Source organism: Variovorax sp. 350MFTsu5.1 (assembly GCF_048302515.1).
GTDB classification, from domain to species: Bacteria; Pseudomonadota; Gammaproteobacteria; order Burkholderiales; family Burkholderiaceae_C; genus Variovorax; species Variovorax guangxiensis.
This window is the reverse complement of record NZ_CP157620.1, coordinates 1,817,338-1,842,418: the sequence shown is the minus strand read 5'-3', so window position 1 is coordinate 1,842,418 and position 25,081 is coordinate 1,817,338. Positions and strand designations below refer to the sequence as shown.

The window sequence follows — 25,081 nt, the reverse complement described above, 5'->3', positions numbered from 1 at the left end:
GATCGAGAACCATGCAAAGCCAATTCCAGGACTACCAGCAACCCGACGCCACCGGCCACTTCGGCAACTACGGCGGCACCTTCGCGAGCGAAACGCTCACCCACGCGATCAACGAACTGCGCGACGCGTACGCGAAGTTCAAGAACGATCCGGCCTTCCTCGCGGAATTTCACTACGAGCTCAAGCACTTCGTCGGCCGCCCCTCTCCCATCTACCACGCGGCGCGCACCAGCCGCGAAATGGGCGGCGCGCAGATCTACCTGAAGCGCGAAGACCTCAACCACACCGGCGCCCACAAGATCAACAACGTGATCGGCCAGGCGATGCTCGCGCGCCGCATGGGCAAGCCCCGCGTCATCGCCGAGACCGGTGCCGGCCAGCACGGCGTGGCCACCGCCACCATCTGCGCGCGCTACGGCCTCGAGTGCGTGGTCTACATGGGCAGCCAGGACGTGAAGCGCCAGAGCCCCAACGTCTACCGCATGAACCTGCTCGGCGCCACCGTGGTGCCCGTCGAGTCGGGCAGCAAGACGCTGAAGGACGCGCTCAACGAGGCGATGCGCGACTGGGTCACGAACGTGGAGAACACCTTCTACATCATCGGCACCGTCGCTGGCCCGCACCCCTACCCGACCATAGTGCGCGACTTCCAGAGCGTGATCGGCACCGAGTGCATCGAGCAGATGCCGGCCATGCTCGCGGCCGACGGCATCACCGGCGAAGCGGAGGGCAAGCAGCCCGACGTGGTGATCGCCTGCGTGGGCGGCGGCAGCAACGCCATGGGTATCTTCCACCCCTACATCCCGTTCACCGGCACGCGCCTGATCGGCGTGGAGGCTGCGGGCGAAGGGCTCGACAGCGGCAAGCACTCGGCCTCCATCCTGCGCGGCAGTCCCGGCGTGCTGCACGGCAACCGCACCTACCTGCTGCAGAACGAGGACGGCCAGATCACCGAGACCCACAGCATCAGCGCGGGCCTCGACTACCCCGGCGTGGGCCCCGAGCATGCGTACCTGGCCGACATCGGCCGCGCCGAGTATGTGGGCGTCACCGACACCGAGGCGCTGGACGCCTTCCACTACCTGTGCCGCACGGAGGGCATCATTCCCGCGCTCGAATCCAGCCACGCCGTGGCCCACGCGCTGAAGCTCGCCAAGACCATGCGCCCCGACCAGTCGATTTTGGTGAACCTCTCCGGCCGCGGCGACAAGGACATCGGCACCGTCGCCGACCTGTCGGGCGTCGATTTCTACGACCGCCCCTCGATGCGCGGCCTGAGCGTGAAGGGAGGCAAGTGATGAGCCGCATTGCAGCCGCCTTCGAGGCCCTGAAGAAAGACGGCCGCCGCGCCCTCATTCCGTATGTGACCGCGGGCTTCCCCTTCGCCGACATCACGCCCGAGTTGATGCACGGCATGGTCGAGGCCGGCGCCGACGTGATCGAGCTGGGCGTGCCCTTCTCCGACCCGATGGCCGACGGCCCCGTGATCCAGAAGGCCGGCGAGGCCGCGCTGGCGCTGGGCGTGGGCATGAAGCAGGTGCTCGCCATCGTCGCCGCCTTCCGCAAGACCGACGCGACCACGCCGGTGGTGCTGATGGGCTATGCCAACCCGGTCGAGCGCTACGACCTGGTGCACGGCAAGAAGGCCTTCATCCGCGACGCGGCCGCCGCGGGGGTCGATGGCCTGCTGGTGGTCGACTACCCGCCCGAGGAATGCGAGGCCTTCGCCGCCGAGCTGAAGTCCGCCGGCATCGACCTGATCTTCCTGCTGGCCCCCACCAGCACCGACGAGCGCATGGCCCAGGTCGCGCGCATCGCGAGCGGCTACGTCTACTACGTGTCGCTCAAGGGCGTGACCGGCGCCGGCCACCTCGACACCGAGGCCGTCGGCCGGATGATCCCGCGCATCCGCGAGCACGTGAGCATCCCGGTGGGCGTGGGCTTCGGCATCCGCGACGCCGCCACGGCGCAGGCCATCGGCTCGGCCGCCGACGCGGTCGTGATCGGCACGAAGATCATCCAACTCATCGAGGACCAGCCCCGCGACAAGGTCGTGCCGGCGGTGCGCGAATTCCTCGCGGGCATCCGCGAGGCGCTCGACGCCCTGCCCGCCGCGACGGCCAAGAACGCGGCTGGTCGATAATCACCGCCAACACAAGGAGCCCCCATGAGCTGGCTTGAAAAACTGCTACCCGCCAAGATCGCCCAAACCGACCCGTCCGAGCGCCGCCAGGTGCCCGAGGGCCTGTGGATCAAGTGCCCCGCCTGCGAAACCGTTCTGTACAAGACCGACCTCGAGCACAACCAGAACGTCTGCCCGAGCTGCAGCCACCATCACCGCATCGGCGCCCGCGCGCGGCTCGACGCGTTCCTCGATGCCGAAGGCCGCTACGAAGTCGGCCAGGAAGTGCTGCCGGTCGACGCGCTGAAGTTCAAGGACAGCCGCAAGTACCCCGAGCGCCTGAAGGAAGCCCTGGAGAACACCGGCGAGACCGACGCGCTGGTCGTCATGGGCGGCTCGGTGCACAGCATCAGCGTGGTCGTGGCCTGCTTCGAATTCGAGTTCATGGGCGGCTCCATGGGCAGCGTGGTCGGCGAGCGCTTCGTGCGCGGCGTCGAGACCGCCATCGAGCAGAAGGTGCCGTTCATCTGCTTCACCGCCACCGGCGGCGCGCGCATGCAGGAAGGCCTGCTCTCGCTGATGCAGATGGCCAAGACCAACGCCGCGCTCACGCGCCTGGCGAAGAAGGGCCTGCCCTACATCAGCGTTCTGACCGACCCGACCATGGGTGGCGTGTCGGCCGGCTTCGCCTTCGTGGGCGACGTGGTGATCGCCGAGCCGAAGGCGCTGATCGGCTTCGCCGGCCCGCGCGTGATCGAATCGACCGTGCGCGTGACGCTGCCCGAAGGCTTCCAGCGCGCCGAGTTCCTGCAGACCAAGGGCGCGATCGACTTCATCAGCGACCGTCGCGAACTGCGCAAGACCATCGCCAACACGCTGGCGATGCTGCTGCGCCAGCCGGCCGATGCGGTGAGCTGAGCGAAACGCTGACGCAATAACAAAAGGGCCCGGATGCCGATGCATCCGGGCCCTTTTGCTTTGGAATTCAGGCGTTCAGAAGGTCAGCTGGTAAGCAAACACCAGCAGGTTGCCCAGCACGATCGCGATCACCTGCAGCACGACGATCGCGGCCAGCGGCGACAGGTCGACCCCGCCGATCAGCGGAATGAAGCGGCGGAACGGCCGCACCAGCGGCTCGGCCAGGCGGGAGATCAGGTCGAGCAGCATTGGCGACGCATTCGGAATCCACGACAGCACCGCGTAGACCACCAGCAGTGCCGTCAGGCCCGAGACGGCCAGCTGCATCAGCCCCACCAGCGACACCAGCGGCAGGGTTGCGATGCGCCCCAGGTTGCCCACCAGCAGCCACAGCAGCAGGAACTTCAGCATCACCAGCAACCAGGCCGCGATCAGGCTGGCCAGGTCCCAGCGCTTCACGGAAGGCACGATGCGCCGCAGCGGCAGCACGATCCAGTCGGTGATGGCGAACACGAAGCGCCCAAGCGGGTTGCCGAAGGGCACGCGGTGGTACTGCATGTACAGGCGCAGCAGGCAGGCGCCGCCGAGCAGACCGACGATCACGTCGAGAAGGAACGAGGGAATCTGGTAGAGCATGAGGCGCGGCCGTGAGGGGAATGCGATGATAGCCACGCAAGGCTCTTCGATGACGACACAACCCCTTTTGCATTCACTGCCATTGTTTCCGCTCGGTACGGTGCTCTTCCACGGCGGTCTTCTTCCATTGCGCATCTTCGAGGTGCGCTACCTCGACATGATCGGCAAGTGCCGCAAGGCCGACGCGCCCTTCGGCGTGGTGAGCCTCACCAGCGGCAGCGAGGTGCGCAAGGCCGGCGCCGATGCCGAGAGCTTCTGCGCCATCGGCACGCTGGCCATGATCCGCGAGTTCGAGTCTCCTCAAAGCGGCCTGCTGCAGATCGAGTGCGTGGGCACGCAGCGCTTCAGGGTCCGCAGCAACGAACTGCAGAAGCACGGCCTCTGGGTCGCCGAGGTCGAGGCGGTGGACGACGACGTCGCGCTCGAGATTCCCGACGACCTGCGGCACACGTCCACCGCGCTGCAGCGCCTTGTCGGCACCCTCGAGGAGCGCAAGCGCGCCCAAGGCGGGGCGGTGCGGCTGCCGATTGCCAAACCCTATCGCTTCGACGATTGCGGCTGGGTGGCCAACCGATGGTGCGAACTGGTGCCGATGCAGCTGGAGCTGCGCCAGAGGCTGATGGAGCTCGACAGCCCGCTGATGCGGCTGGAGCTGGTCAGCGATCTGCTCGCACGCACCGGCATCACTGAATAGGCCGCTCCATTTTTCATAGCACATAGCGCAGGATCGACGGGCGCTCCGGGCCGGTTTTATTCAAACCCGATCGGCTAAAATGCCGGGCCCGCGCACGCTCCCGGTTGCGCGTCATCCGCCTCCCATGTCCGATCAAAAGAACCCCTCGCCTCCTCCCGCTCCCGCCGACGAAAACCAGCTCATCGCAGAACGCCGCGAAAAGCTCACGCAGCTGCGCTCGGCGCAGGCCGAGGGCAAGGGCGTTGCGTTCCCGAACGACTTCAAGCCGGGCCACCGTGCCGCCGCCCTCGTCGAGGCACATGCCGCCACCGAAGGCGAGGCCCTTGAGGCGCAGGCCGTTTCCGTGAGCGTGGCCGGCCGGATGATGCTCAAGCGCGTGATGGGCAAGGCCAGCTTCGCCACGCTGCAGGACGCCACCGACCGCATCCAGCTCTACGTGACGCGCGATGCCGTCGGAGAAGACGTGTACGCGGACTTCAAGCGCTGGGACCTGGGCGACATCCTCGGCGCCGAAGGCACGCTGATGAAGACCAAGACGGGCGAGCTGTCGGTCAAGGTCACGAAGCTGCGCCTGCTCACCAAGAGCCTGCGTCCGCTGCCCGACAAGTTCCACGGCATGGCCGACCAGGAGCAGAAGTACCGCCAGCGCTACGTCGACCTGATCACCGACGAATCCGCCCGCAAGCGCTTCACCGCGCGCAGCAAGGCGGTGAGCGCGCTGCGCGAGTTCATGGTGTCCAACGACTTCCTCGAAGTCGAGACGCCCATGCTCCACCCGATCCCGGGCGGCGCCAACGCCAAGCCCTTCAAGACGCACCACAACGCGCTCGACCAGGAGATGTTCCTGCGCATCGCGCCCGAGCTCTACCTCAAGCGCCTGATCGTCGGCGGCTTCGAGCGCGTCTTCGAGATCAACCGGAGCTACCGCAACGAGGGCATCTCGGTGCGGCACAACCCCGAGTTCACGATGATGGAGTTCTACGCGGCCTACTGGAACTACCGCGACCTGATGGACTTCACCGAGACGCTGATCCGCACCATCGCCGACAAGGCCGTGGGCACGCAGCAGCTCACCTACCAGGGCAAGCCGGTCGACCTGACGCAGCCCTTCCAGCGCCTGACGATCCGCGAGGCGATCCTCAAGTACACCGAGGCCGAAGGCGTGGCGCAGGGCGTCGACGACAGCGCCTGGCTCATCGCCGCGCTGCGCAAGCTCGGCATGAACGAGGAGAAGGACAAGCTCTCGCAGCGCAGCCTCGCCAGCCTGCAGGTGCTGTTCTTCGAGGAAACCGTCGAAGAGAAGCTCTGGCAGCCGACCTTCATCATGGAGCACCCGACCGAGATCTCGCCGCTGGCGCGCGCCAACGACGAGCGCCCCGAGGTCACGGAGCGCTTCGAGCTCTACATCACCGGCCGCGAGTTCGGCAACGGCTTCAGCGAGCTGAACGATGCCGAGGACCAGGCCGCGCGCTTCAACGCGCAGGTGGCCGCCAAGGACAGCGGCGACGACGAAGCCATGTTCTACGACCACGACTTCGTGCGCGCCCTCGAATACGGCATGCCGCCCACCGGCGGCTGCGGCATCGGCATCGACCGGCTGATGATGCTGCTGACCGATTCGCCGAGCATCCGCGACGTGATCCTGTTCCCGGCGCTGCGCAGGGAATCCTGATCGTGAAGGCACCGTCGTCGTTGCCGACGATCGGCATCGACTTCGGCACCTCCAATTCCGCTGTCGCTTGCCGGGTAGGCGGAGAAGTCCGCCTTTTGCCCATCGAGGGCTCGGCCACCACCCTGCCCACCGCGATCTTCTTCAATGCCGAAGACCGCACCACCCATTTCGGCCGCGACGCCATCGGCCAGTACCTCTCGGGCACCGAGGGCCGGTTGATGCGCTCGCTCAAGAGCCTGCTCGGCAGCGCGCTGATGCAGGAGAAGACGGCGATCTACGACGGCCTCGTGAGCTTCGAGGACATCATCGCGCGCTTCCTGCGCGAACTGGCCACGCGCGCCAGCCGCGAGCTCGGCCAGATGCCCGAGCGCGTGGTGATCGGGCGCCCTGTTCATTTCGTGGACGACGACCCGAAGCGCGACGAGCGCGCGGAAGAAAGCCTGCGCGTCGCGGCGCGCGCAGCGGGCTTCCGGGAAATCTCGTTCCAGCTCGAACCCATCGCGGCCGCCTTCGACTACGAGCAGCGGATCTCCAAGGAATCGATCGTGCTCATCGTCGACATCGGCGGCGGCACTTCGGACTTCACAGTGGTGCGCGTCGGCCCCGAGCGCGCTGCGCGATACGACCGCAGCGACGACGTGCTGGCCACCAGCGGCGTGCACATCGGCGGCACCGACTTCGACCAGCGACTGAACCTCGAACAGGTGATGCCGCAGTTCGGCTTCCGCCATCACGGCCCGCAGGGGCGCGAGGTGCCGAGCAAGGTGTTTTTCGAGCTGTCGTCCTGGCACCTGATCAACTGGCTCTACGCCGCCAAGGCGCTGCGGCAGGCGAAGGACCTGCGCACCAGCTACAGCGACACGCGCCTGCACGACCGGCTGATGACCGTGCTCGAGGAGCGGCACGGCCACCGCATCGCGAGCGCGGTGGAAGCAGCCAAGATCGAGGTCTCGCTGAGCGATGCCCCGACCGCCATCGACCTCGGCAGCGCCGAACGCGGACTGGCGGCATCACTGACTCCGGACGACATGGCCCAGCAACTGGCCACGCCGCTGGAAAGCGTGGTCGCCTGCGCCCACGCCTGCGTCAAGCGCGCGGGCCTGCGCAGCAACGACCTCGACGCGATCTACCTCACCGGCGGCTCTTCCGCGCTGCGCCCGTTCCAGCACGCCCTGCGCAGGAGCTTCGCAGGCGTGAACCTGGTCGAGGGCGACCTCTTCGGCGGCGTCGCCACCGGGCTGGCCTGCGCGGCCAGTACGCAGCGCCGGGCCTGAGCTCGCTCATTCCATGAAATACCTGGCGGGCTACCCGGCACCCTTGCTGGAGCAGGTCCGCCAGCTCATCGCCGAAGACAGGCTCGGCGCCCTCCTCGGCCAGCGCTACCCGGACGGCGTGCACGACATCCAGACCGACCGGGCGCTCTACGGCTACGTGAGCGAACTCAAGGGTGAATTCATGCGCAAGGCCGAGCCGCTGTCAAAGGTGATGTTCGACAACAAGCTGCACGTGATCCGCAACGCGCTGGGCACCCACACCACCGTGTCGCGCGTGCAGGGCGGCAAGCTCAAGGCCAAGCGGGAAATCCGGGTCGCGAGCCTGTTCAAGGAAGTGCCGCTGGCGTGGCTGAGGATGATTGTTGTGCACGAGTTGGCACATATGAAGGAACGTGAGCATGACAAGGCGTTCTATGCGCTGTGCAGGCACATGGAGCCGGACTATCATCGCCTCTAGTTCGATCTCCGGCTGTACCTGGAGCACTTGGGCACGGGAGGAAAGCGCTTGTGGGCGAATGCGGCAGCAGCCTCTTCACCCGGCCAGGGTTGACTTCGCGCAGCGAGTGTTCCAGTCCCCCGAGCTTCAGCCGCAAAGCCAACCCAACGCAGCCAGGCTCATGTCACATCCTCAACAACGATTCTTCGTCGCCGGCGTGAAGCAGTTCCTGCCTTCCTACTTCACCGGTCGGTCGGTGATCGAGATCGGCAGCCTCAATCTCAACGGTTCGGTCCGCGAGTTCTTCCAGGACTGCAGCTATCTTGGCCTCGATGTAGGGGAAGGCCCGGACGTCGACCTCGTCTGCCACGGTGAAAACCATGGCGGCGCCGCGAATGGCACGGACGTCGTCATCTCGTGCGAGGCCATGGAGCACAACCCGCAATGGAAGAAGACCTGGCTCAACATGCTGCGACTGGTGAAGGACGACGGCCTCGTCGTCATGACCTGCGCCACACCGGGACGGCGCCAGCATGGCACCGTGGAGTTCAACCCCTCCGACTCGCCGCTGACCATCGGCAAGAGCCAGAACTACTACCGGAATCTCGCGGCCTCCGATTTCACGGAACTGCTCCAGCACGACGCCTGGTTCTCGGTATGGGGATTCTTCGAAGATCGCAGCAGCCACGACCTGTACTTCTTCGGCGTGGGCAAGGAGGCCGGTGACGAAACCCGCGCGCAGGCGCTGCAGCTGCATGCCGCGCTGAAGGACCACTACCACAAGGTCAACGTGCTAGGCCATTACTGACGGCCCTTGCCCGTGCACTGCGCCCCATGACGACACTGCCCCGGCTCAACTTCACCTCGCTGTCCTCGCACGAAACCTGCGGCGACATCGTCGAAGCCTTCAGGCTGGCGGCGGAACGCCTCGGCTATCCGACCCGGTTCACCCACTGCTACATCGAGCCGGGTGAAATCAACATCCTGTTCTTCTTCTGGGATGTGCCATGGGAGCACATCGAGCAGCACCACCCCGACTGCATCGTCGTCAACTTCGAGCCGATGGTGCATGGCACCCATGCATGGAACGATCGCTACCTCGAAGTGCTCAAGCGCTGCTATCTCTGGGAATACAGCAAGACGAACTTCCAGCGGCATCGCCAGCTCGGCTACCGCAACGCGGACTATGTCGCGCTCGGCTGGGAGCCCGACGCCGCGGAAATCATGCCGCTGGAAGACATCCTCCCCGACGAGCAGCAGGACATCGACGTCGTTTTCTTCGGCTCGCTGACACGCCGGCGCATCGACATCCTCGAAGGACTGATGGCGCGCGGCCTGCGCGTCGAAGTCAACCGGGGGCGAGCCTGGACGCTGGAAGAGCGCAACGGCTTCATGCGGCGCGCGAAGATCGTGCTCAACCTCCACAACTGGGAAGAGTCGCGCATCGTCGAGGTGCCACGGCTGTCGATCCTGCTGCGGCACCGCAAGGCGGTGGTCTGCGAGCTATACCCCGACAGCGAGATCGAGGCGTCGATCCGCAAGGCGGTGGTTGGAGCCCCCTACGAGAAGCTCATCGAGACGATCGAGCAGCTTCTTGCCGATGCACCCCGCCGGGCGAGACTCGAACGCGAAGGCCTGGCGATCTTCACCAGCGCGTTCGCAGCCCCTCTGGTAGGGCCGGCCATCGAGCGCTTCCTGAGCTGGCGCGCCCAGCAACCCGACCGCTTCGCCGTGCCGGCAACGCCGCCGCGCATCACCCTCTGCCTGGCAGCCGGCGATTCGCTCGAAAGCCTGGGGCGCAGCCTTCGGACCTGGGCGGCCCAGACCGCGGTGGAGCTCCACCTGGTACTGGTCGCGCGCGCGGGCATCGCCGGCCTCGAGGCCGTGCTGGCGGGATCGGGCATCGCCAGTTCGCAGCTGGTCGCCCTGCCCTTCGCGTTCGACCGAGCCACGGCCCGCAACCTTGCATTCGCGCATGCGCAAGGCGACTACGTCGTCTTCGCCGACGTCGACGACGTTCCAGCGCCGCAACGGCTTCAGCGCCAAGCCGCGCTGCTTCAGGCTTGCCCCGACGTCGATATCGTCGGCTCCTGGTGCGAGACGCAGGAGGGCCCCTTCGAGTTCTCAGAGCGGCATCAGGACATCCTCGTGGAGTTCTTCGGCCCGCGCCCCTTGCTACTGTCGGCCTGCATGTTGCGCCGCAGCTTCATGGAGCGCAGCGGCGTGCGCCACGATCCCGAGTTCACGGCGCACGACGACTTCCACATGCTGTGCAAGAGCGCAGCCGCCGGTGCGCGCTTTGCGGTGATCCCCGAGCTTCTTCACAAGCCGGCCACTCCGACCGGCTCCGTCGATGCGGCCCGCGCGGCAACGCTGGCCTCGCGGGCGCGGGCGCTGGTTCTGGCCCATCTGCTGCCCCAATCGAGCGTCGAGCATGTGCACGAGATCGCCAAGCTCTACGACCTCTACTGGCCGCCGGTGCTCGACTTCGCGGAGAAACTGCTGCTGATCCTCGCACGGGCGAGCTTCAGGCCAGCCATGGCACCGGAGCAGCAGCTGGTCGAGCATGAAACGCTGACGCGCGCATTGCGGCACGAGGCCTTGCGGCTGCTTCAGATCTTTTTCAACGCGGGGCTGGCGGACAAGGAATGGCTGGAGCGGCAGTTCGCGGTGCCCGAGATCGCCCAGTTCCTCGCGCCGGCGTCCAGCCAGTTGCCGGTACGGATCTTCAGGCTGGAACCAGCAGCGGCGGCCGCCGAGCCGCAGGCCGCGAACGGCTGACCGGCCCGCTCAGCGCAGACGCTGCGAGAGCGCATCCATCGAGGCCATGTAGGCCGAACGATAGGGCTCGTCCAGATTGATGAAGTGCACCAGCAGGGTCTCGTCGGAAGCCAGGTGCGGCGGCGTGTTGATGCTGAGGTTGTCGACGATGCCGTGCTCGTTCACCAGCCCCGCTCCGGACAGCACTTCGTTGGTGTAGTACTGATCGCCCTGGCTGCTGTAGACCGCCGACTTGTCGTCGACCTCGCCGATGCGCTGCCAGATGCGCGCCAGCAGCTCGGCGTTGCCTCGGGTATTCAGGAAACCCATCACGCCCGAGTTGAACGACCAGCCGCCTACGTCCTTGGCGAGCAGCAGCTCACGCCCATCGAGCAAGGCGTCGATCCGGCGACTCTGGTTGAGGAAGAGCACGTCGGCGTCAATCCAGATCACCCACTTGTGATGCGCGATGTGCTGCTGCAGCAGCCAGCTGCGCACCCACGATCCGCCGATGCCGGTGTCGACGGCTTCCGGGATCGCACGGTACACGTGGTACGCGTAGCCGTGCCGGTCGCAATAGCGCTTCACGTTGTGCTCGGACACCCGCGCGTAGCTGCCGACGTGGTGCGTGTAGAGCGTGACGAAAGCGATGTCGGCACCGGCGTTGTAGCTCGACACCCGCTCTTCCGACAGAGCAGGATAAGCCGCAGGCTGCAGCACGGGCTGGCCGTGGATCAGTGCATTGTTGACCTGCGCCACGAGCATGTCCTGCAGGTTCTGGTCGTGAAGCAATGCCTCGCGCCATCCGCCCTCGGGCGCCAGGATGGGCAGCGGCCCGAGGTTGACGACGAAGATGCGCGCCAGGAACCACTGCGGAATGCGCCACGACACGTTGACGTAGATGTCGCCGACCATGGCATTGCAGCCGAGCAGGCCGGCCGGACGCAGTCGTGCAGCTTCGTCGACGGCGCGATTCACCAGAGCGATGACATAGCCTGCGTCGTCCATCAGCCCGAGCAGCATGGCGCGGTTGGCTGCCGTATTGCGCAGCACCATCATGTTGGTCATCGCCGGACCGGGTCGGTCACCGCTGGGAGGCCCTTCGACGACCAGCGAATCCCGCCCCTGCAGCAGCACTTCGACGGCCACCGGGTGGAACACCACGGAGTCGCCGTCGAGGAACAGCAGCCAGTCGTTCTCCGGCAGCGCGCGCAGGTGGCGCAGGATCTGGCTGTATTTCGCGCTGTCGCGCAACGCGGGGTGACGGATGCGATCGGCCTCGATCCACTGGTGCGGGTATCCGAACAGCCGGCAATAGTGCGCGTGATTGCGCAGCACGGCCTCGTCCTTGCGCTGAAAGAAACTGAGGCACAGCGGCATCAGCGACTACTCCGCCAAGCGATCGCGCGAGAGGGTGCGCCTGGCGCTGCAATACGGCGCCGAGCCCGCAAGCGCAGCCCATGGCAGCGCCGCCGTATCGGGAAGCAAGGCCCTGCGGCGCGCTTCGCTGTCCAGGTTGCCCGCCCAGCGCCCTGAATCCCTGGCATCAGCGAAGCCCTGCAGCAATCCGTCGAGCGGCGCGCCGTCGCCGAGGCTCTGATTGCAAAGCAGCGCCATATCGCACCCTGCCTCCAACGCAGCCAGCGCCGCATCGGCAAAGCTGAGCAATTCGCCATCGATGTAGCGCCCGGCCTCCATGCTCAGGTCGTCGCTGAAGACCGCACCCTCGAAGCCGATCCGCTGCCGCAGGGTCTCTTTCAGCCACTTCGACGAAAACCCCGCCGGCCGCTTGTCCACCTTCGGATAGATCACATGCGCCGGCATCACGGCCGCGAGCGAGCCCGACAGCCAGTCGTATGGCTTCGCGTCGTCGGCCAGGATGGCCTTGAGACTGCGCTTGTCCACCGGGATCTCGACGTGCGAGTCGGCGTGCACGAAACCGTGTCCCGGAAAGTGCTTGCCGCAGTTGCGCATGCCCATCTGCAGCATGCCGTGCATCACGCTCTTGGCCAGCAGCGCGACCACGCGCGGGTCGCGGTGGAAGCTGCGGGTGCCGATGACGCTGCTGCCGCCGTAGTCGAGGTCGAGCACCGGCGCAAAGCTGAAGTCGACGCCGCAGGCGCGCAGTTCGCCCGCCAGCACCTGCCCGACGGCCGTCGCCGCCTGGGTCGCGCGCATAGCGTCGCGCATCCACAGCTCGCCGAGCGCGCGCATCGACGGCAGGTGGGTGAAGCCGTCGGTGCGGAAGCGCTGCACGCGGCCGCCCTCGTGATCGACGCAGATCAGCAGGTCGGGCCGGATCGACTTGATCTCGGCATTGAGCGCGGTCATCTGCGCGCGGTCCTGCCAGTTGCGGGCGAAGTGGATCACGCCGCCGACGAGCGGGTCGGCGAGGCGACGGCGGTCGGCGTCTGTCAGCGCCGCGCCGGCAACGTCGATGATCAGCGGCGCATGGGGGCGGTCTTCTGCAAGCCCGGCGGTCATATCTATATCTTCTCCACCACCACGAAGCTCGCGGCGTATTCGGTTTCGTCGGTCACGGTCACGTGGGCTGTGAGGCCCTGTTCCTCGAACCACTCCTTCAGGGCGCCGTGCAGCACGATGACCGGCTTGCCGCTGCGCAGGTTGGCGATCTCGCACAGGCGCCAGCTCATGGGCATGCGCATGCCCAGCCCGATCGCCTTGCTGAAGGCCTCTTTGGCGGAAAAACGGGTAGCGAGGTAGCTCAGGCCGCGCTTCGGCCAACGCGCGCTGCGGGCCTGCCAGACCTTGAACTCGGCATCGCTCAGCACCTTGCGGGCAAAGCGTTCGCCCTGGCGCTCGAAGGTTGCGGCGATGCGACGCAGGTCGCAGATGTCGGTGCCAATGCCGTAGATCATGCGGCGACGGCGCTCATTGTTGTTGTTGCTGCTGTTGCTGCTGGCTCGCCTCACGGATGCAGCGCAGGTAGTCGCGCGTGGCGGCCGTGTAGCCGAGCTCGAGCGCGTCGGCGACGAAGGCGTGGCCGATGGAAACCTCCTGCACGCCCGGCACGGCGCGCAGGAAGGCCGTGAGGTTGTCGCGGCTCAGGTCGTGCCCGGCGTTGACGCCTAGGCCTGCCGCTATGGCCGCGCGCGCCGTTTCGGCATAGCGCGCGAGCACGGTCTGCTCATTCGGGGTGCCGCGGGAGGCGGCGTAGCCTTCGGTGTAGAGCTCGACCCGGTCAGCGCCCACGGCCTTGACGGCGGCCATCATCTCGGGAATCGGGTCCATGAACAGGCTGACGCGCACGCCCAGCGCCTTGGCTTCGGCGATCAGCGGGCGCAGGCGCTCGGCGTCGTCGGGGAAGGTCCAGCCGTGGTCGCTGGTCGACTGGGTCTCGCTGTCGGGCACGAAGGTGGCCTGGTGCGGCTTGAGCGCGCGCACGAAGTCCATCAGGTTCTGGAAGGGGTTGCCCTCGATGTTGAATTCGATGCCCGGCCAGTCCTTGGCGAGCAGCGCGGAAAGATCGCTCACGTCGTGCGCGCGGATGTGGCGTGCGTCCGGCCGCGGATGCACCGTGATGCCGTGGGCACCGGCGGCCAGGCAGGCCTGGGCGGCCTTCACCACGCTCGGAATGCCGAGGTGGCGCGTGTTGCGCACCAGCGCGACCTTGTTGAGGTTGACGGACAGCGAGGTGGCGGCGCTGGCGCCGGCTTGGCCCGGAGTGCTCATAGTGCTTGCAGGTCTCTCATCATTTGCCGCGTTCGCAGCGTGGACACGCCGCAATGGTAGTTGAGCAAGGCGCGCAGCTGGTTTCGCAGGGCACTGTTGCTGCCGGCGTTCATGGTGGCAATTTCACGCAAGGTAGCGGTAAATGGCGCGCGGTCGTCCAGCACGGCCTGCAGCGCCTGCCAGTCGGCGCCGGTCAGCGCGGCCTCGTCGTCGCCGGCCTCGCGCAGGCCGGCCTCGGGCACGAGGCTGTAGCGCAGCCCGCCGGCGAGCGGCTCCAGCGTCAGGGTCTGGACGTCGAGCGACGGCAGCAGGCCGACTTCGCGCAGCAGCAGCAGCTCGAAGGCGCGCAGCGCGGCCGCCTGGGCCGCTGCCTGCGCACCGCCGTGCTCGCTCGCCAGCACCTGCACGACGCCGGCGTAGGCATCGAACAGCGCCTCGTGGGCGTCGTCGCGCGCCAGCAGGCGCAGCAGCAACTCGTTGACGTAGTAGCCCGACAGCAGCGCCTCGCCGGTCGGCATCACGTGGCCGCCCATCCATTCGGCGCCCTTGAGCGTGCGGATTTCGGCGTCGCCGCCGTAGTTGAGCTGCAGCGGCTGCAGCGGCAGCAGCACCGGGCGGAAGTTGGAACTGGGCCGCTTCGCCCCCTTGGCCACGAGCGCGATGCGTCCGTGGTGCCGGGTGAAGACTTCGAGGATCAGGCTCGACTCGCTCCAGTCGTAGCGATGGAGGACGTAAGCCGGCTCGTGCGAAACGCGGTGGGTGGCCATGTCAGTGAGCAGTCGAGCATCGAGGCTTCAGGCCGGCAAACGCCGCGGAACCGGCTTTGCCGGGCCGCTGGCGTTACCCCCTTCAAGGGGGTTGGCGGCTACGCGAAGCGAGCAAGCCTGGGGGTTTGCCTGTTTATTCGTAGCCGAAGGAACGCACGCGCGCTTCGTCGTCGGCCCAGCCGGAGCGCACCTTCACCCACAGCTCGAGGAACACCTTGGCATCGGCCAGCTTCTCGAGCTCGACGCGGGTTTCCATGCCGATGCGCTTGATGCGCTCGCCCTTGTCTCCGATCACCATGGCCTTGTGGCCGTCGCGCTCGACCACGATGGTGGCGGCGATGCGCAGCAGGCGCTTCTGGCCCTTCTTCTGGGGCGGCTCCTCGTCGAACTTGTCGATGACGACGGTGGAGGTGTAGGGCAGTTCGTCGCCGGTCAGGCGGAACAGCTTCTCGCGCACCAGCTCGCCGGCGAGGAACTTCTCGCTGCGGTCGGTCAGTTCGTCCTCGTCGTAGAACCAGGGCTGCTCGGGCAGGTATTTCTCGCAGATGCCGAACAGGCGCTCGACGTCCTTCGGGTTCTTGGCCGACATCGGCACGTACTCGGCGAACTCGTGCTTCTCCTGCATGCTCTTCAGCCAGGGCGCGATGTCGCCCCGGCGGTGCACGTTGTCGAGCTTGTTGGCCAGCAGCACCGTCGGAATGCCCTTGCCGAGCAGCTTGAGCACGCGCTCGTCGGCCTGGGTGAAGCTGCCGGCCTCGACCACGAACAGGATCAGGTCCACGTCGCCGACCGCGCCCTGCACGGTCTTGTTGAGCGACTTGTTCAGCGCGTTGGCGTGCAGGGTCTGGAAGCCCGGCGTGTCGACGAACACGAACTGCGTGGCGCCCAGCGTGCGCATGCCGGTGATGCGGTGGCGCGTGGTCTGCGCCTTGCGCGAGGTGATGCTGATCTTCTGGCCGACCAGGGCGTTGAGCAGCGTCGACTTGCCCACGTTGGGCTTGCCGACGATGGCGATGAGGCCGCAGTGCTGGGGGCCTTGGTGGCCTTGGTGGCCTTGGGAACCAGCGGCCCCCTCGCCGCCTTCGGCGTCTTCGGGTTTCGCTACGGGATTGATAGCATCGTTCATTCTGGATTTCACGCGCCGCCGCGTGCCTTGAGCCGGATCAACATGGCCGCCGCGGCAGCCTGCTCGCCGGCGCGGCGCGAGCCGCCGATGCCGCGTTCGCGAAAGCCCAGCTCGGGCACCTCGCACTCGACATCGAAAGTCTGCTTGTGCGCCGCGCCCAGTGTGGCGGCCACGCGGTACACCGGCAGCTTCATTTTGTGACCCTGCAGCCATTCCTGCAATTCGGTCTTCGGGTCCTTGGCCGCGGCTTCCATGCGCGGGTTGATCTCGACCGACTCATAGAGCCGGTGCACCAGCGCCTGGGCGGCGGCGAAGCCCGCATCGAGATAAACGGCACCGATCAGTGCTTCCAGCGCATCGGCCAGGATCGACGGCCGGTTCGGCCCGCCCGAGCGCGCTTCGCCTTCGCCGAGCCGCAGCAGCGGTGACAGTGCCAGCCCTACGGCCAGGCGATGCAGGGTGTCCTGTTTGACAAGGTTGGCGCGCACGCGCGAAAGGTCGCCTTCGGGCAGCGCCGACAGGCGCTGGTAGAGCAGGTGCGAGACCGCCAGGTTCAGCACGGAGTCGCCGAGGAATTCGAGGCGCTCGTTGTGGTCGGCCGAGAAGCTGCGGTGCGTGAGCGCGAGCTGCAGCAGCCGCGGGTCGGAGAAGGTGTGCTGCAGGCGCGCCTGCAACGCGGCCAGGCTGCCGTCCACCTTTTTGGGTGCCGTGTTCAGCGGGTTTCGCCCTTGTACTTGAGCGTGAGGTAGGCCGGGCCGAAGAGGGGGATCTCGCGCTCGTACGAGTACGAAACCACCACCTTGTCGCCGACCTTCTTGATTTCGAGGTCCTTGCCGCTGACCGACTTGAAGTCGTCGATGGCCTGGGCGCGATCGAAGATGGCGCGCACCTCGGGCACCGTGGTGCCCTCCTTGGCCTTGTTTGCGGCCTTGTCGATGGCCTGCCATTCGATCAGCGTCGGAATGACCTGTGCGATGACCACGCCCAGGCACCCGAGCACGGCCGCGACGAACACCAAGCCGATGAACGAAATGCCACGTTGCTGCGCAGCGCTGCTGCGAACGGACCGATGTGCTCTCATGCCCTCATACCCCTCGAACTGTGCTTGCGATGAACGCTTGTTTATTGAAACGGACCGATGCGTCCCAGGTCGCCGAAATTCATCCAGACGAAGAAGGCCCTGCCCACGATGTTCTTGTCCGGCACGAATCCCCAGAAACGCGAGTCGGCCGAATTATCGCGGTTGTCGCCCATCATGAAATAGTTGCCAGGCGGCACCTTGCAGACAACGCCTTCGACCGAGTAGCGGCAGTTTTCGCGGAACGGGAAGTCGCTGGCGCCGGGCACGAATGCCGGCGAGGCATCGTCGTTGAGGATCTTGTGCTGCTTGCCGCCCAGGTTCTCGTCGAACTGCTTGAGCAGGCGCATCGATTCGCCGTCGAGGTAGTCGGCGGCGGCCACCTTGGAGACCGGCTGGCCGTTGATCGTGAGCTTCTTGTTCAGGTAGGCGACCTCGTCGCCCGGAATGCCGACCACGCGCTTGATGTAGTCCATGCTCGGCTTGGGCGGGTAGCGGAATACCACCACGTCGCCGCGCGCCAGCGGCGTGCCTTCGGTGATCTTGGTGTTGATGACCGGCAGGCGCAGGCCGTAGGTGAACTTGTTGACCAGGATCAGGTCGCCGGTCAGCAGCGTGGGCATCATCGAGCCCGACGGGATCTTGAAGGGCTCGTAGAGGAACGAGCGCAGCAGGAACACCACCAGGATCACCGGGAACAGGCCGGCGGTCCAGTCGAGCCACCAGGGCTGCATCAGCAGCCGCTCGCTCGCCTTGGCGTCGACCGTGTCGACCTGGTTGATGCCCTGCCCCGCCAGGCGCGCGTTGCGCTCGGCCAGCGAGGCTTCGAGCTTCGCGGCGGCCTGCTCGCGCCGCGGCAGGAAGTAGAAGCGCTCGGCCAGCCAGTAGAGGCCGGTGACCACCGTCGCCAGGAACAGCAGCAAGGCGAAGTTGCCTTCGATCATGTTGAAGTACCAGGCGCCGACGTAGGCGGCGAAGGCCGCGAGGACCAGGGAGGTGATGAATGCCATTTTTCGATCAGTCTTCGACTTGCAGGATCGCGAGGAAGGCCTCTTGCGGGACCTCGACGGAGCCGATCTGCTTCATTCTTTTCTTGCCCGCCTTCTGCTTCTCGAGCAGCTTCTTCTTGCGGGTGATGTCGCCGCCGTAGCACTTCGCCAGAACGTTCTTGCGAAGGGCCTTGATTGTCTCACGCGCAATGATGTTGGCCCCGATGGCCGCCTGGATCGCGACGTCGTACATCTGGCGCGAGATGATCTCGCGCATCTTCGAGACCACCGCCCGGCCGCGGAACTGCGACTGGCTGCGGTGCACGATGATCGACAGCGCGTCGACCTTGTCGCCGTTGAGCAGGATGTCGACCTTCACCACGTCGGAGGCGCGGTACTCCTTGAACTCATAGTCCATCGAGGCGTAGCCGCGGCTCACCGATTTCAGCTTGTCGAAAAAGTCGAGCACGATCTCGCCGAGCGGCATCTCGTAGGTCAGCATGACCTGGCGGCCGTGGTAGGCCATGTTGATCTGCACGCCGCGCTTCTGGTTGGCCAGCGTCATCACCGGGCCGACGTAGTCCTGAGGCATGTAGAGATGCACCGTGACGATCGGCTCGCGGATTTCGGCCATGCGGCCGATGTCGGGCATCTTGGACGGGTTCTCGACCATGATGACCTCGCCGTCGTTCTTGAGCACCTGGTAGACCACGCTCGGCGCGGTCGTGATCAGGTCCTGGTCGAACTCGCGCTCCAGGCGCTCCTGCACGATCTCCATGTGCAGCAGGCCAAGGAAGCCGCAGCGGAAGCCGAAGCCCAGCGCCTGGCTGACCTCGGGCTCGTAGTGCAGCGAGGCGTCGTTCAGCTTGAGCTTCTCGAGCGCGTCGCGCAGCGAGTCGTACTCGCTGGCCTCGGTCGGGTAGAGCCCGGCGAAGACCTGCGGCTGGATTTCCTTGAAGCCCGGCAGCGGCTCGGTGGCGGTGAAGGCCGCGCCGCCAGTGCCCCCTTTGATCAGCGTGACGGTGTCGCCCACCTTGGCCGCCTGCAACTCCTTGATGCCGGCGATGATGTAGCCCACCTCGCCTGCCTCGAGCGCTTCCCGCGGCTGGTTGGCGGGCGTGAACACGCCGAGGTTGTCGGCGTTGTAGCTCGCGCCGGTCGCCATCATCTTGATGCGGTCGCCCTTGGCGAGGCGCCCGTCGACCACGCGCACCAGCATGACCACGCCGACGTAGGCGTCGAACCAGCTGTCGATGATCATCGCGCGCAGCGCGCCCTCGGGATTGCCGCGCGGCGCCGGCACCTTCGCGACGATCGCCTCCAGGATCTCGTCGATGCCCATGCCGGTCTTCGCCGAGCAAGGGATCGCGTCGCTCGCGTCGATGCCGATCACGTCCTCGATCTCGGCCTTCGCCGTGTCGGGGTCGGCCTGCGGCAGGTCCATCTTGTTGAGCACCGGCACCACCTCGACGCCGAGGTCGAGCGCGGTGTAGCAGTTGGCCACCGTCTGCGCTTCGACGCCCTGCGATGCATCGACGACGAGCAGCGCACCTTCGCATGCGGACAGCGAGCGGCTCACTTCATACGAGAAGTCGACGTGGCCCGGCGTGTCGATCAGATTGAGGTTATAGACCTTGCCGTCGAGCGCCTTGTACTGCAGCGCAGCCGTCTGCGCCTTGATGGTTATCCCACGCTCTTTTTCGATGTCCATCGAGTCGAGGACCTGCGCTTCCATCTCGCGCTCCGCGAGGCCGCCGCAACGTTGGATCAAACGGTCTGCGAGCGTCGACTTGCCATGGTCGATGTGCGCAATGATCGAAAAATTTCTGATGTGATTCATCAACGGGAACGCTTAAGTACTTGAATTGGCTCGTACGCAGAGTGCTACAGGCAAGAAAAAAGGGCGCGTCTTCTGGAGACGCGCCCTGAACCAACAAGCAATGGCAACTGCAGTAGTTGGAGCTTCATTGTAGGCAAAAAGGGAAGCGCGTACATCCGGGAACGGGGTCCAAAAGGGTCGTTGCAGGTCCACAACATCAAAGATACAAACAGGTTATCCACAGGATCGGTGGAGCAGTTACTGAACAACTTGTGGGCGATCTGTGGAGCACCGGTGGACTGCCATCTGGCATCTCGCATGGTGAAGGTCGGGGCATTCCTTATGCGCCGACCAGCCGCCGAGAGTGCCTTATTCTACCGAAAACCGTCCTTAGCCCTTTCGAAAGTTAGTAGACGCAAACCAAAATCAGCGTTTTCAGTCCGCCGGATTTTTTTGGAGGCCGGCGCCGGAACGTCGTAAACACCTCAAAAAAACGGCCCCAAACCCGACTACCGGGTGGGGCCACTTGACGCCAGAGCCGGTCAGCGTGTCTGCCGGATCAGCGCGTACTGCGCCCAGTCGCCGCGGCGGAAGAGCACGCTGAGCGGCTTGCTCTTGTCGGACTTGGCAACTGCCGACTCGAACTCCCGCGCGTTCGATACATCGACATTGCCGACAGCCATGATGATGTCGCCCTCGCGCAGGCCCGCACGGGCCGCGGCGTCGCTGGCTGCATCGACCTTCACGCCGCCCTTCACCTTCAGCTCCTTCTTCTGCGCATCGGTGAGGTCGCTCACGGCCAGCCCCAGCGACTTGGCGGCGGCGGATGCCGGCGGCTTCTGCGCCGGCTCGTCGCGATCGCTCGCACGCTTGCTGGGCTTGTCGGGCTCGATCTCGGCGATGGTCACGCTGAGGTCGCGCGAGGCGCCGCGCCGGAACACGGTGAGCGTGCTCTTCGTGCCCGGCTTGGTGTTGCCCACCAGGCGCGGCAGGTCGCTCGGCTTCTCGATGGCCTTGCCGTCGAACTTGGTGATCACGTCGCCCGGCTCCACGCCGGCCTTCTCGCCCGGCGAGCCCGCCTCGACGCCGCGCACCAGCGCGCCCTGCGGCTTGCCCAGGCCGATGGCCTCGGCCACGTCCTTCGTGACCTGGTCGATCTGCACGCCGATGCGGCCACGCGAAACGCGGCCCGACGTGCGCAGCTGGTCGCTCACGCGGATCGCCTCGTCGATCGGAATCGAGAACGAGATGCCCATGAAGCCGCCCGAGCGCGAGTAGATCTGGCTGTTGATGCCGACCACCTCGCCGCGCATGTTGATGAGCGGACCACCCGAATTGCCCGGGTTGATGGCCACGTCGGTCTGGATGAACGGCAGGTATTCGCCGGTGTCGCGCTGCTTGGCGCTCACGATGCCGGCGGTGACGGTGTTCTCGAGGCCGAAGGGCGAGCCGATGGCCATCACCCACTCGCCCACGCGCAGCCTGGAGATGTCGCCGACCTTCACCGCCGGCAGGCCGGTCGCCTCGATCTTCACGACGGCGACGTCGGTGCGCTTGTCGGCGCCGACGATCTTGGCCTTGAACTCGCGCTTGTCGGGCAACGTGACCAACACCTCGGAGGCGTCCTCGACCACGTGCGCATTGGTCATCACGTAGCCGTCGGGCGTGAGGATGAAGCCGGAGCCCACACCACGCGGACGCTCTTCTTCCTGCGGCTGCTGCGGACGGTTCTGGCGCGGCCCCTGTCGCGGCTGGCCCGGCAGCGGCTGGCCGAAGAAGCGGCGGAAGAACTCCTGCATTTCCTCGTCCATCTCGCCGTTGCCGCCGCGCTGCGCCACCTTCTCGACGGTGCGGATGTTGACGACGGAGGGGCCGACCTGATCGACCAGATCGGTGAAGTCGGGCAGCGTGCGCGTCTGCGCGTGAACAGGCTCGACGGGAAGGAATGTGGCGCTGGCGGTCAGTGCGAGTGCGCATGCCAGCAGGCCGGAACGAAACTTGTGTCCCTCGACTTTGAAGATCATCGGCTTTCTTTCAAAAGAACAGAGCGGCGAAAAACAGGTCTATGAGTCTGCTGCGCGGGCTTGGTTCAGCGCAATTGGCGCTTCTCGGGCCCGTCAGCGCGTGCGCGCGAGGCTTTGTGCGAATGCGTTGAGCGTCTGCTGGGGCACTTCGCCGACCGCGGTCAGCCACCAGTCGCTGGCCGGTTCGGGCAGGCGGCGGCGGATCGCGTTGGTCGCGCCGATGGTCAGCACGCCGTCGCGGGGCGAGCGCGCGGGGTCGTAGCGTTCGATGAAGAGAGATACCGAGGCCAGGCCATCGGAGAAGGTCCACTGGACGGTAGCGGCATCCTGCTGCTTTGCCTTGCCGCCGTCGTCACCCGTCGTGGGACGACGGAAGAAGCTTCGGGGCTTGAATCCGGCCACGGGCGTGCGCAGGGTCCAGCCTTCATCCTGCGCGTTGCTTCGTTCGAGTTCGAGCTTCTCGACCCGGTATCCCGCGGTGTTGGACATCATCTGCGCGAGCGCCTGCGCCTTCACCGGCGCATCGAGCTGCAGTTCGGAAAAAGCCGACTGCTCCACCACGCGGGAGTCGCTGTCGACGGTCTGCAGTTTCACCACGAGGCCCGAGCGGCGCTCGCTCCAGATGCGATAGCCGAAGCGCAATCCGTCATGCGGCACCAGCTGCACCACGTCGGCATCGAAGCCGGCGACGCGGTCCTTGCCGATCGCGCGCACGTCGTAGAAATCGCCGATCGAGGAATCGGGCTTGTCCGGCAGATTCGGGAAGAGATCGAGGTTCTCGCGCTTCTCGACCTTCACCACCTTCGCCTCCGGCAGGAAGGTCATGACGTTGCGATTGCGCCGGAAGGTGGAGCGCGGCGGCCCGGTCAGGGCTTCGATGCGCTCGATCTGGTGTTCGCCGTCGCGCACATGCCAGATGCGCGCGCTCGAAAGGTCGCCGCCCGGCGCCGACACCACGAAGGTGCCCACGTAGTTGCGCTGGCGGGCGCCGGTGTGCATGCGCTGCAGCCACTCCGTGACGCTCATCGCGGGCGGCTCGTCCGTCTGCGCGGTTGCCGCACTCTTCGCATTCGCGGTGCCCGAGCGGGTCTGCGCGGTGGCAGCCTGCGCGAGGCAGAAGGCAGCAAACACAAGCACGAAGGCGCGTGCGGAGAACGGCATCGGAACGGTCATTACGGGCGGCTACGGGTGCTGCTCGCGCTCATCAGCGCGTCGGGCCCTCGAAAGTGGCGTTGCGCAGGAAGCCGGAGGGCATTTGCGAAGCGCCGCCGGCCTGCTGGTGCGCTTCGAGGAGTTGATCCAGGCGCGGGTCGCGCAGCATGACCTGCGGATTGCCGTTGCCCACGATCACGCGGGTCGGGGTCAGCGTGTTGCCGACGGCCTGGGGGCCGTTGGCCGCGGCCGCGGCAAGCACCGAGTTCACGGCCGGTGCCGGCTGCTGTTGCTGCTGCACCGAAGCCAGTTGAGCACCGCCTTGCTGCGGCACGGCCGAGCCGTTGCCGACCAGGGTCCAGCTGATGGCGGCAACGGCCATCAGCGATGCGGCGCCGGCCACCAGCTTCCAGCGGAACACCGGCTCGTTGGCCGCTTCCGCCCTGCGCTGGACTGGCATGGCCACGGCGACGGGCTCCGCCACCGGGGCCATCATCACCGGCTCTGCCGCCAGCCGCTGCTGGAAGCGCGCCAGGAAGGCCGAGGTATCGCTGCACGGCGAATGCGAACCCGAGCGCAGCACGTCGCCCACCACGTGGTAGGCCTGCCATGTCGCGCGCGACTCGCCTTCGGCGCCGATCGCCTCGATAGCCTGAGCGAACGCCTCGCCCTGCAAATGACCATCCGCAAGTGCGGACACCTGTTCCCGAACCGTCATCGTCTGATTCATTTCATTCACCTGCTTACTACCAACGCTTGCCGGACTGGTTGTCCAGCAACGGCTTGACCCTGGCCGAAATGGCCTCGCGCGCCCGGAAAATCCGCGAACGCACCGTGCCGATAGGGCAATCCATGACCTCGGCAATCTCTTCGTAACTCATGCCCTCGATCTCGCGCAGCGTGACCGCCTGCCGAAGTTCGGCAGGGAGCGCTTCCATGGCTGCCTCGACGGCGCCGGCGATTTCGTTCGCCGCCATGACCGATTCGGGGGTTTCGTCGCTGGTTGGTTCGTTTCCGGGACGGTAAGTTTCATCCTCATCCTCGGAAGAAGGCCTCAGAGCCGCCTCGGAGACGGTGGGATCGCGCTTCATGTCCACCAGCGCCTTCTTGGCGGTGTTGACGGCGATCCGGTAGAGCCAGGTATAGAACTGCGCTTCGCCGCGGAACTGGTGCAGGGCGCGGTAGGCGCGAATGAAGGTTTCCTGCGCGATGTCCTCGATCAGGTCGACATCGCGCACCATCCGCCCGATCAGGCGCTCGATGCGGCGCTGGTACTTGATGACCAGCAGTTCGAAGGCCTTCTGGTCGCCTGCGACGGTGCGCTGGACCAGTTGGAAATCGACCTCGCCCGGACGCGCCGCCGCGGCGGGCGCGTCGTTCAGGCCGGAGTCCGGCGGCACGGGCGGGGAAGTGGTCATCGAAGAAGGTTCAGGGCGCGTCGGCCGGAGCTGTCGCGCGCCAGGGGTCGGCCGCGGGCGTGGCGGCCGGGGGGCGCGAATATACTGCGCGGCGCAGATCGCGCCAGCGCTCGGGCATGGCCCGCTGCTCGATCCAGATCCAGCGCCGGGCACGGCCCGGTTCGCTCAGGCGCAGCAGCATCAGCGACTGGAAGTCGAGCGCCACGGAGGCACGCGCGGCGTGCACGCCACGAGAGGCCTGATTGCCTGTCAGCGACCAGTAAAGGCCGTCGAAGTGCAGGACGCCCGCGCCTTCTTGCCGCAGGCCGAAACCCGCGGCGACGCCCGCGAACACGACACTGAGAACCAGCAGGAGATGACGCCATCCGACGCTATCGAAGAGATAGCAGGACGCACCCGCGCAAAGAGCGCCCAGCGCCCAGAGAACGACAAGAATCCGGGTCGCGCCACGCGAGCGCCCCACCGGATAGGTCACCGACGGCGCGCTGTGCATGACAGAGCGA

At 66.3% G+C, this 25,081-nt stretch carries 24 protein-coding genes and 1 pseudogene; 9 read left to right on the top strand and 16 right to left on the bottom strand.

The window, feature by feature from the left end; all coding sequences use genetic code 11:
- Positions 1 to 11 precede the first annotated feature (11 nt).
- From trpB to accD, 3 genes are read left to right on the top strand one after another with little or no spacing between them, the layout of a single operon-like run.
- Positions 12 to 1,298 (top strand): tryptophan synthase subunit beta, encoded by a 1,287-nt coding sequence (gene trpB, locus ABL843_RS08100; protein ID WP_418119525.1) that lies wholly within the window; start codon positions 12 to 14, stop codon positions 1,296 to 1,298.
- Positions 1,298 to 2,143, top strand: coding sequence for a tryptophan synthase subunit alpha (gene trpA / locus ABL843_RS08095; RefSeq protein ID WP_418119524.1), 846 nt, complete (start codon positions 1,298 to 1,300; stop codon positions 2,141 to 2,143). The genes trpB and trpA overlap by 1 nt, the downstream gene beginning before the upstream one ends.
- A gap of 24 nt (positions 2,144 to 2,167) precedes the next feature.
- Positions 2,168 to 3,040: an acetyl-CoA carboxylase, carboxyltransferase subunit beta gene (gene accD / locus ABL843_RS08090; RefSeq protein WP_019654097.1), complete on the top strand. Its 873-nt coding sequence runs from the start codon at positions 2,168 to 2,170 to the stop codon at positions 3,038 to 3,040.
- A 75-nt stretch (positions 3,041 to 3,115) separates the two neighbouring features.
- Here the strand turns inward: accD and ABL843_RS08085 are convergent, their stop codons facing one another.
- Positions 3,116 to 3,676 carry a YggT family protein gene (locus tag ABL843_RS08085; RefSeq protein WP_126022930.1) on the bottom strand — a complete coding sequence of 187 codons (561 nt, stop codon included), beginning with the start codon at positions 3,674 to 3,676 and terminating at the stop codon, positions 3,116 to 3,118.
- A 49-nt stretch (positions 3,677 to 3,725) separates the two neighbouring features.
- Here ABL843_RS08085 and ABL843_RS08080 point away from each other — a divergent pair, with 49 nt between their 5' ends.
- The 6 genes and pseudogenes from ABL843_RS08080 (at position 3,726) to ABL843_RS08055 (ending at position 10,533) form a co-directional block, all read left to right on the top strand.
- Entirely contained in the window at positions 3,726 to 4,370 is a 645-nt protein-coding gene (locus ABL843_RS08080) for an LON peptidase substrate-binding domain-containing protein (RefSeq protein WP_418119523.1), read from the top strand.
- A 124-nt stretch (positions 4,371 to 4,494) separates the two neighbouring features.
- Positions 4,495 to 6,042 carry a lysine--tRNA ligase gene (gene lysS / locus ABL843_RS08075; protein WP_418119522.1) on the top strand — a complete coding sequence of 516 codons (1,548 nt, stop codon included), beginning with the start codon at positions 4,495 to 4,497 and terminating at the stop codon, positions 6,040 to 6,042.
- A gap of 2 nt (positions 6,043 to 6,044) precedes the next feature.
- The gene (locus ABL843_RS08070; RefSeq protein ID WP_418119521.1) at positions 6,045 to 7,316 is read left to right on the top strand and encodes an Hsp70 family protein; all 1,272 of its coding nucleotides are present in this window, start codon (positions 6,045 to 6,047) and stop codon (positions 7,314 to 7,316) included.
- Positions 7,317 to 7,329: 13 nt separating this feature from the next.
- A pseudogene (locus ABL843_RS08065) lies at positions 7,330 to 7,866 on the top strand (YgjP-like metallopeptidase domain-containing protein).
- Positions 7,867 to 7,933: 67 nt separating this feature from the next.
- Positions 7,934 to 8,560, top strand: a complete 627-nt coding sequence (locus ABL843_RS08060; protein WP_126022660.1) for a class I SAM-dependent methyltransferase — start codon at positions 7,934 to 7,936, stop codon at positions 8,558 to 8,560.
- A 26-nt stretch (positions 8,561 to 8,586) separates the two neighbouring features.
- Positions 8,587 to 10,533 (top strand): glycosyltransferase, encoded by a 1,947-nt coding sequence (locus ABL843_RS08055; protein WP_418119520.1) that lies wholly within the window; start codon positions 8,587 to 8,589, stop codon positions 10,531 to 10,533.
- A gap of 9 nt (positions 10,534 to 10,542) precedes the next feature.
- Here the strand turns inward: ABL843_RS08055 and ABL843_RS08050 are convergent, their stop codons facing one another.
- The 15 genes from ABL843_RS08050 to ABL843_RS07980 all read right to left on the bottom strand — a co-directional run bounded on the left by ABL843_RS08050 (position 10,543) and on the right by ABL843_RS07980 (position 25,071).
- Positions 10,543 to 11,892, bottom strand: coding sequence for a galactosyl transferase GMA12/MNN10 family protein (locus ABL843_RS08050; protein WP_184635519.1), 1,350 nt, complete (start codon positions 11,890 to 11,892; stop codon positions 10,543 to 10,545).
- 6 nt (positions 11,893 to 11,898) lie between these two features.
- Positions 11,899 to 12,996, bottom strand: a complete 1,098-nt coding sequence (nagZ, locus tag ABL843_RS08045) for a beta-N-acetylhexosaminidase (protein WP_418119519.1) — start codon at positions 12,994 to 12,996, stop codon at positions 11,899 to 11,901.
- Between the two features lie 2 nt (positions 12,997 to 12,998).
- Positions 12,999 to 13,391 (bottom strand): holo-ACP synthase, encoded by a 393-nt coding sequence (acpS, locus tag ABL843_RS08040; protein WP_369659255.1) that lies wholly within the window; start codon positions 13,389 to 13,391, stop codon positions 12,999 to 13,001.
- A 13-nt stretch (positions 13,392 to 13,404) separates the two neighbouring features.
- Complete coding sequence (locus ABL843_RS08035; protein WP_418119518.1) at positions 13,405 to 14,205, bottom strand: pyridoxine 5'-phosphate synthase; 801 nt, start codon at positions 14,203 to 14,205, stop codon at positions 13,405 to 13,407.
- The gene (recO, locus tag ABL843_RS08030; protein WP_418119517.1) at positions 14,202 to 14,972 is read right to left on the bottom strand and encodes a DNA repair protein RecO; all 771 of its coding nucleotides are present in this window, start codon (positions 14,970 to 14,972) and stop codon (positions 14,202 to 14,204) included. Before recO ends, ABL843_RS08035 begins: the two co-directional genes overlap by 4 nt.
- 133 nt (positions 14,973 to 15,105) lie before the next feature.
- Positions 15,106 to 16,098: a GTPase Era gene (gene era / locus ABL843_RS08025; RefSeq protein WP_418119516.1), complete on the bottom strand. Its 993-nt coding sequence runs from the start codon at positions 16,096 to 16,098 to the stop codon at positions 15,106 to 15,108.
- A gap of 8 nt (positions 16,099 to 16,106) precedes the next feature.
- Positions 16,107 to 16,793: a ribonuclease III gene (gene rnc / locus ABL843_RS08020; protein WP_126022652.1), complete on the bottom strand. Its 687-nt coding sequence runs from the start codon at positions 16,791 to 16,793 to the stop codon at positions 16,107 to 16,109.
- A 17-nt stretch (positions 16,794 to 16,810) separates the two neighbouring features.
- On the bottom strand, positions 16,811 to 17,179 hold the full coding sequence (locus ABL843_RS08015) for a DUF4845 domain-containing protein (RefSeq protein WP_126022651.1): 369 nt from the start codon (positions 17,177 to 17,179) through the stop codon (positions 16,811 to 16,813).
- Between the two features lie 41 nt (positions 17,180 to 17,220).
- Positions 17,221 to 18,186, bottom strand: a complete 966-nt coding sequence (lepB, locus tag ABL843_RS08010) for a signal peptidase I (protein ID WP_418119515.1) — start codon at positions 18,184 to 18,186, stop codon at positions 17,221 to 17,223.
- A 7-nt stretch (positions 18,187 to 18,193) separates the two neighbouring features.
- Positions 18,194 to 20,005, bottom strand: a complete 1,812-nt coding sequence (lepA, locus tag ABL843_RS08005; protein WP_126022649.1) for a translation elongation factor 4 — start codon at positions 20,003 to 20,005, stop codon at positions 18,194 to 18,196.
- A gap of 521 nt (positions 20,006 to 20,526) precedes the next feature.
- A complete protein-coding gene (locus tag ABL843_RS08000; RefSeq protein ID WP_126022648.1) occupies positions 20,527 to 22,008 on the bottom strand; it encodes a DegQ family serine endoprotease in 1,482 nt (493 codons plus the stop codon).
- A 93-nt stretch (positions 22,009 to 22,101) separates the two neighbouring features.
- Positions 22,102 to 23,181 (bottom strand): MucB/RseB C-terminal domain-containing protein, encoded by a 1,080-nt coding sequence (locus ABL843_RS07995; RefSeq protein ID WP_184635508.1) that lies wholly within the window; start codon positions 23,179 to 23,181, stop codon positions 22,102 to 22,104.
- Between the two features lie 31 nt (positions 23,182 to 23,212).
- Positions 23,213 to 23,890: a sigma-E factor negative regulatory protein gene (locus tag ABL843_RS07990; RefSeq protein WP_184635506.1), complete on the bottom strand. Its 678-nt coding sequence runs from the start codon at positions 23,888 to 23,890 to the stop codon at positions 23,213 to 23,215.
- A gap of 16 nt (positions 23,891 to 23,906) precedes the next feature.
- The gene (rpoE, locus tag ABL843_RS07985; RefSeq protein WP_126022645.1) at positions 23,907 to 24,578 is read right to left on the bottom strand and encodes an RNA polymerase sigma factor RpoE; all 672 of its coding nucleotides are present in this window, start codon (positions 24,576 to 24,578) and stop codon (positions 23,907 to 23,909) included.
- 10 nt (positions 24,579 to 24,588) lie between these two features.
- A complete protein-coding gene (locus ABL843_RS07980) occupies positions 24,589 to 25,071 on the bottom strand; it encodes a hypothetical protein (protein ID WP_418119514.1) in 483 nt (160 codons plus the stop codon).
- Between the last annotated feature and the right edge of the window lie 10 nt (positions 25,072 to 25,081).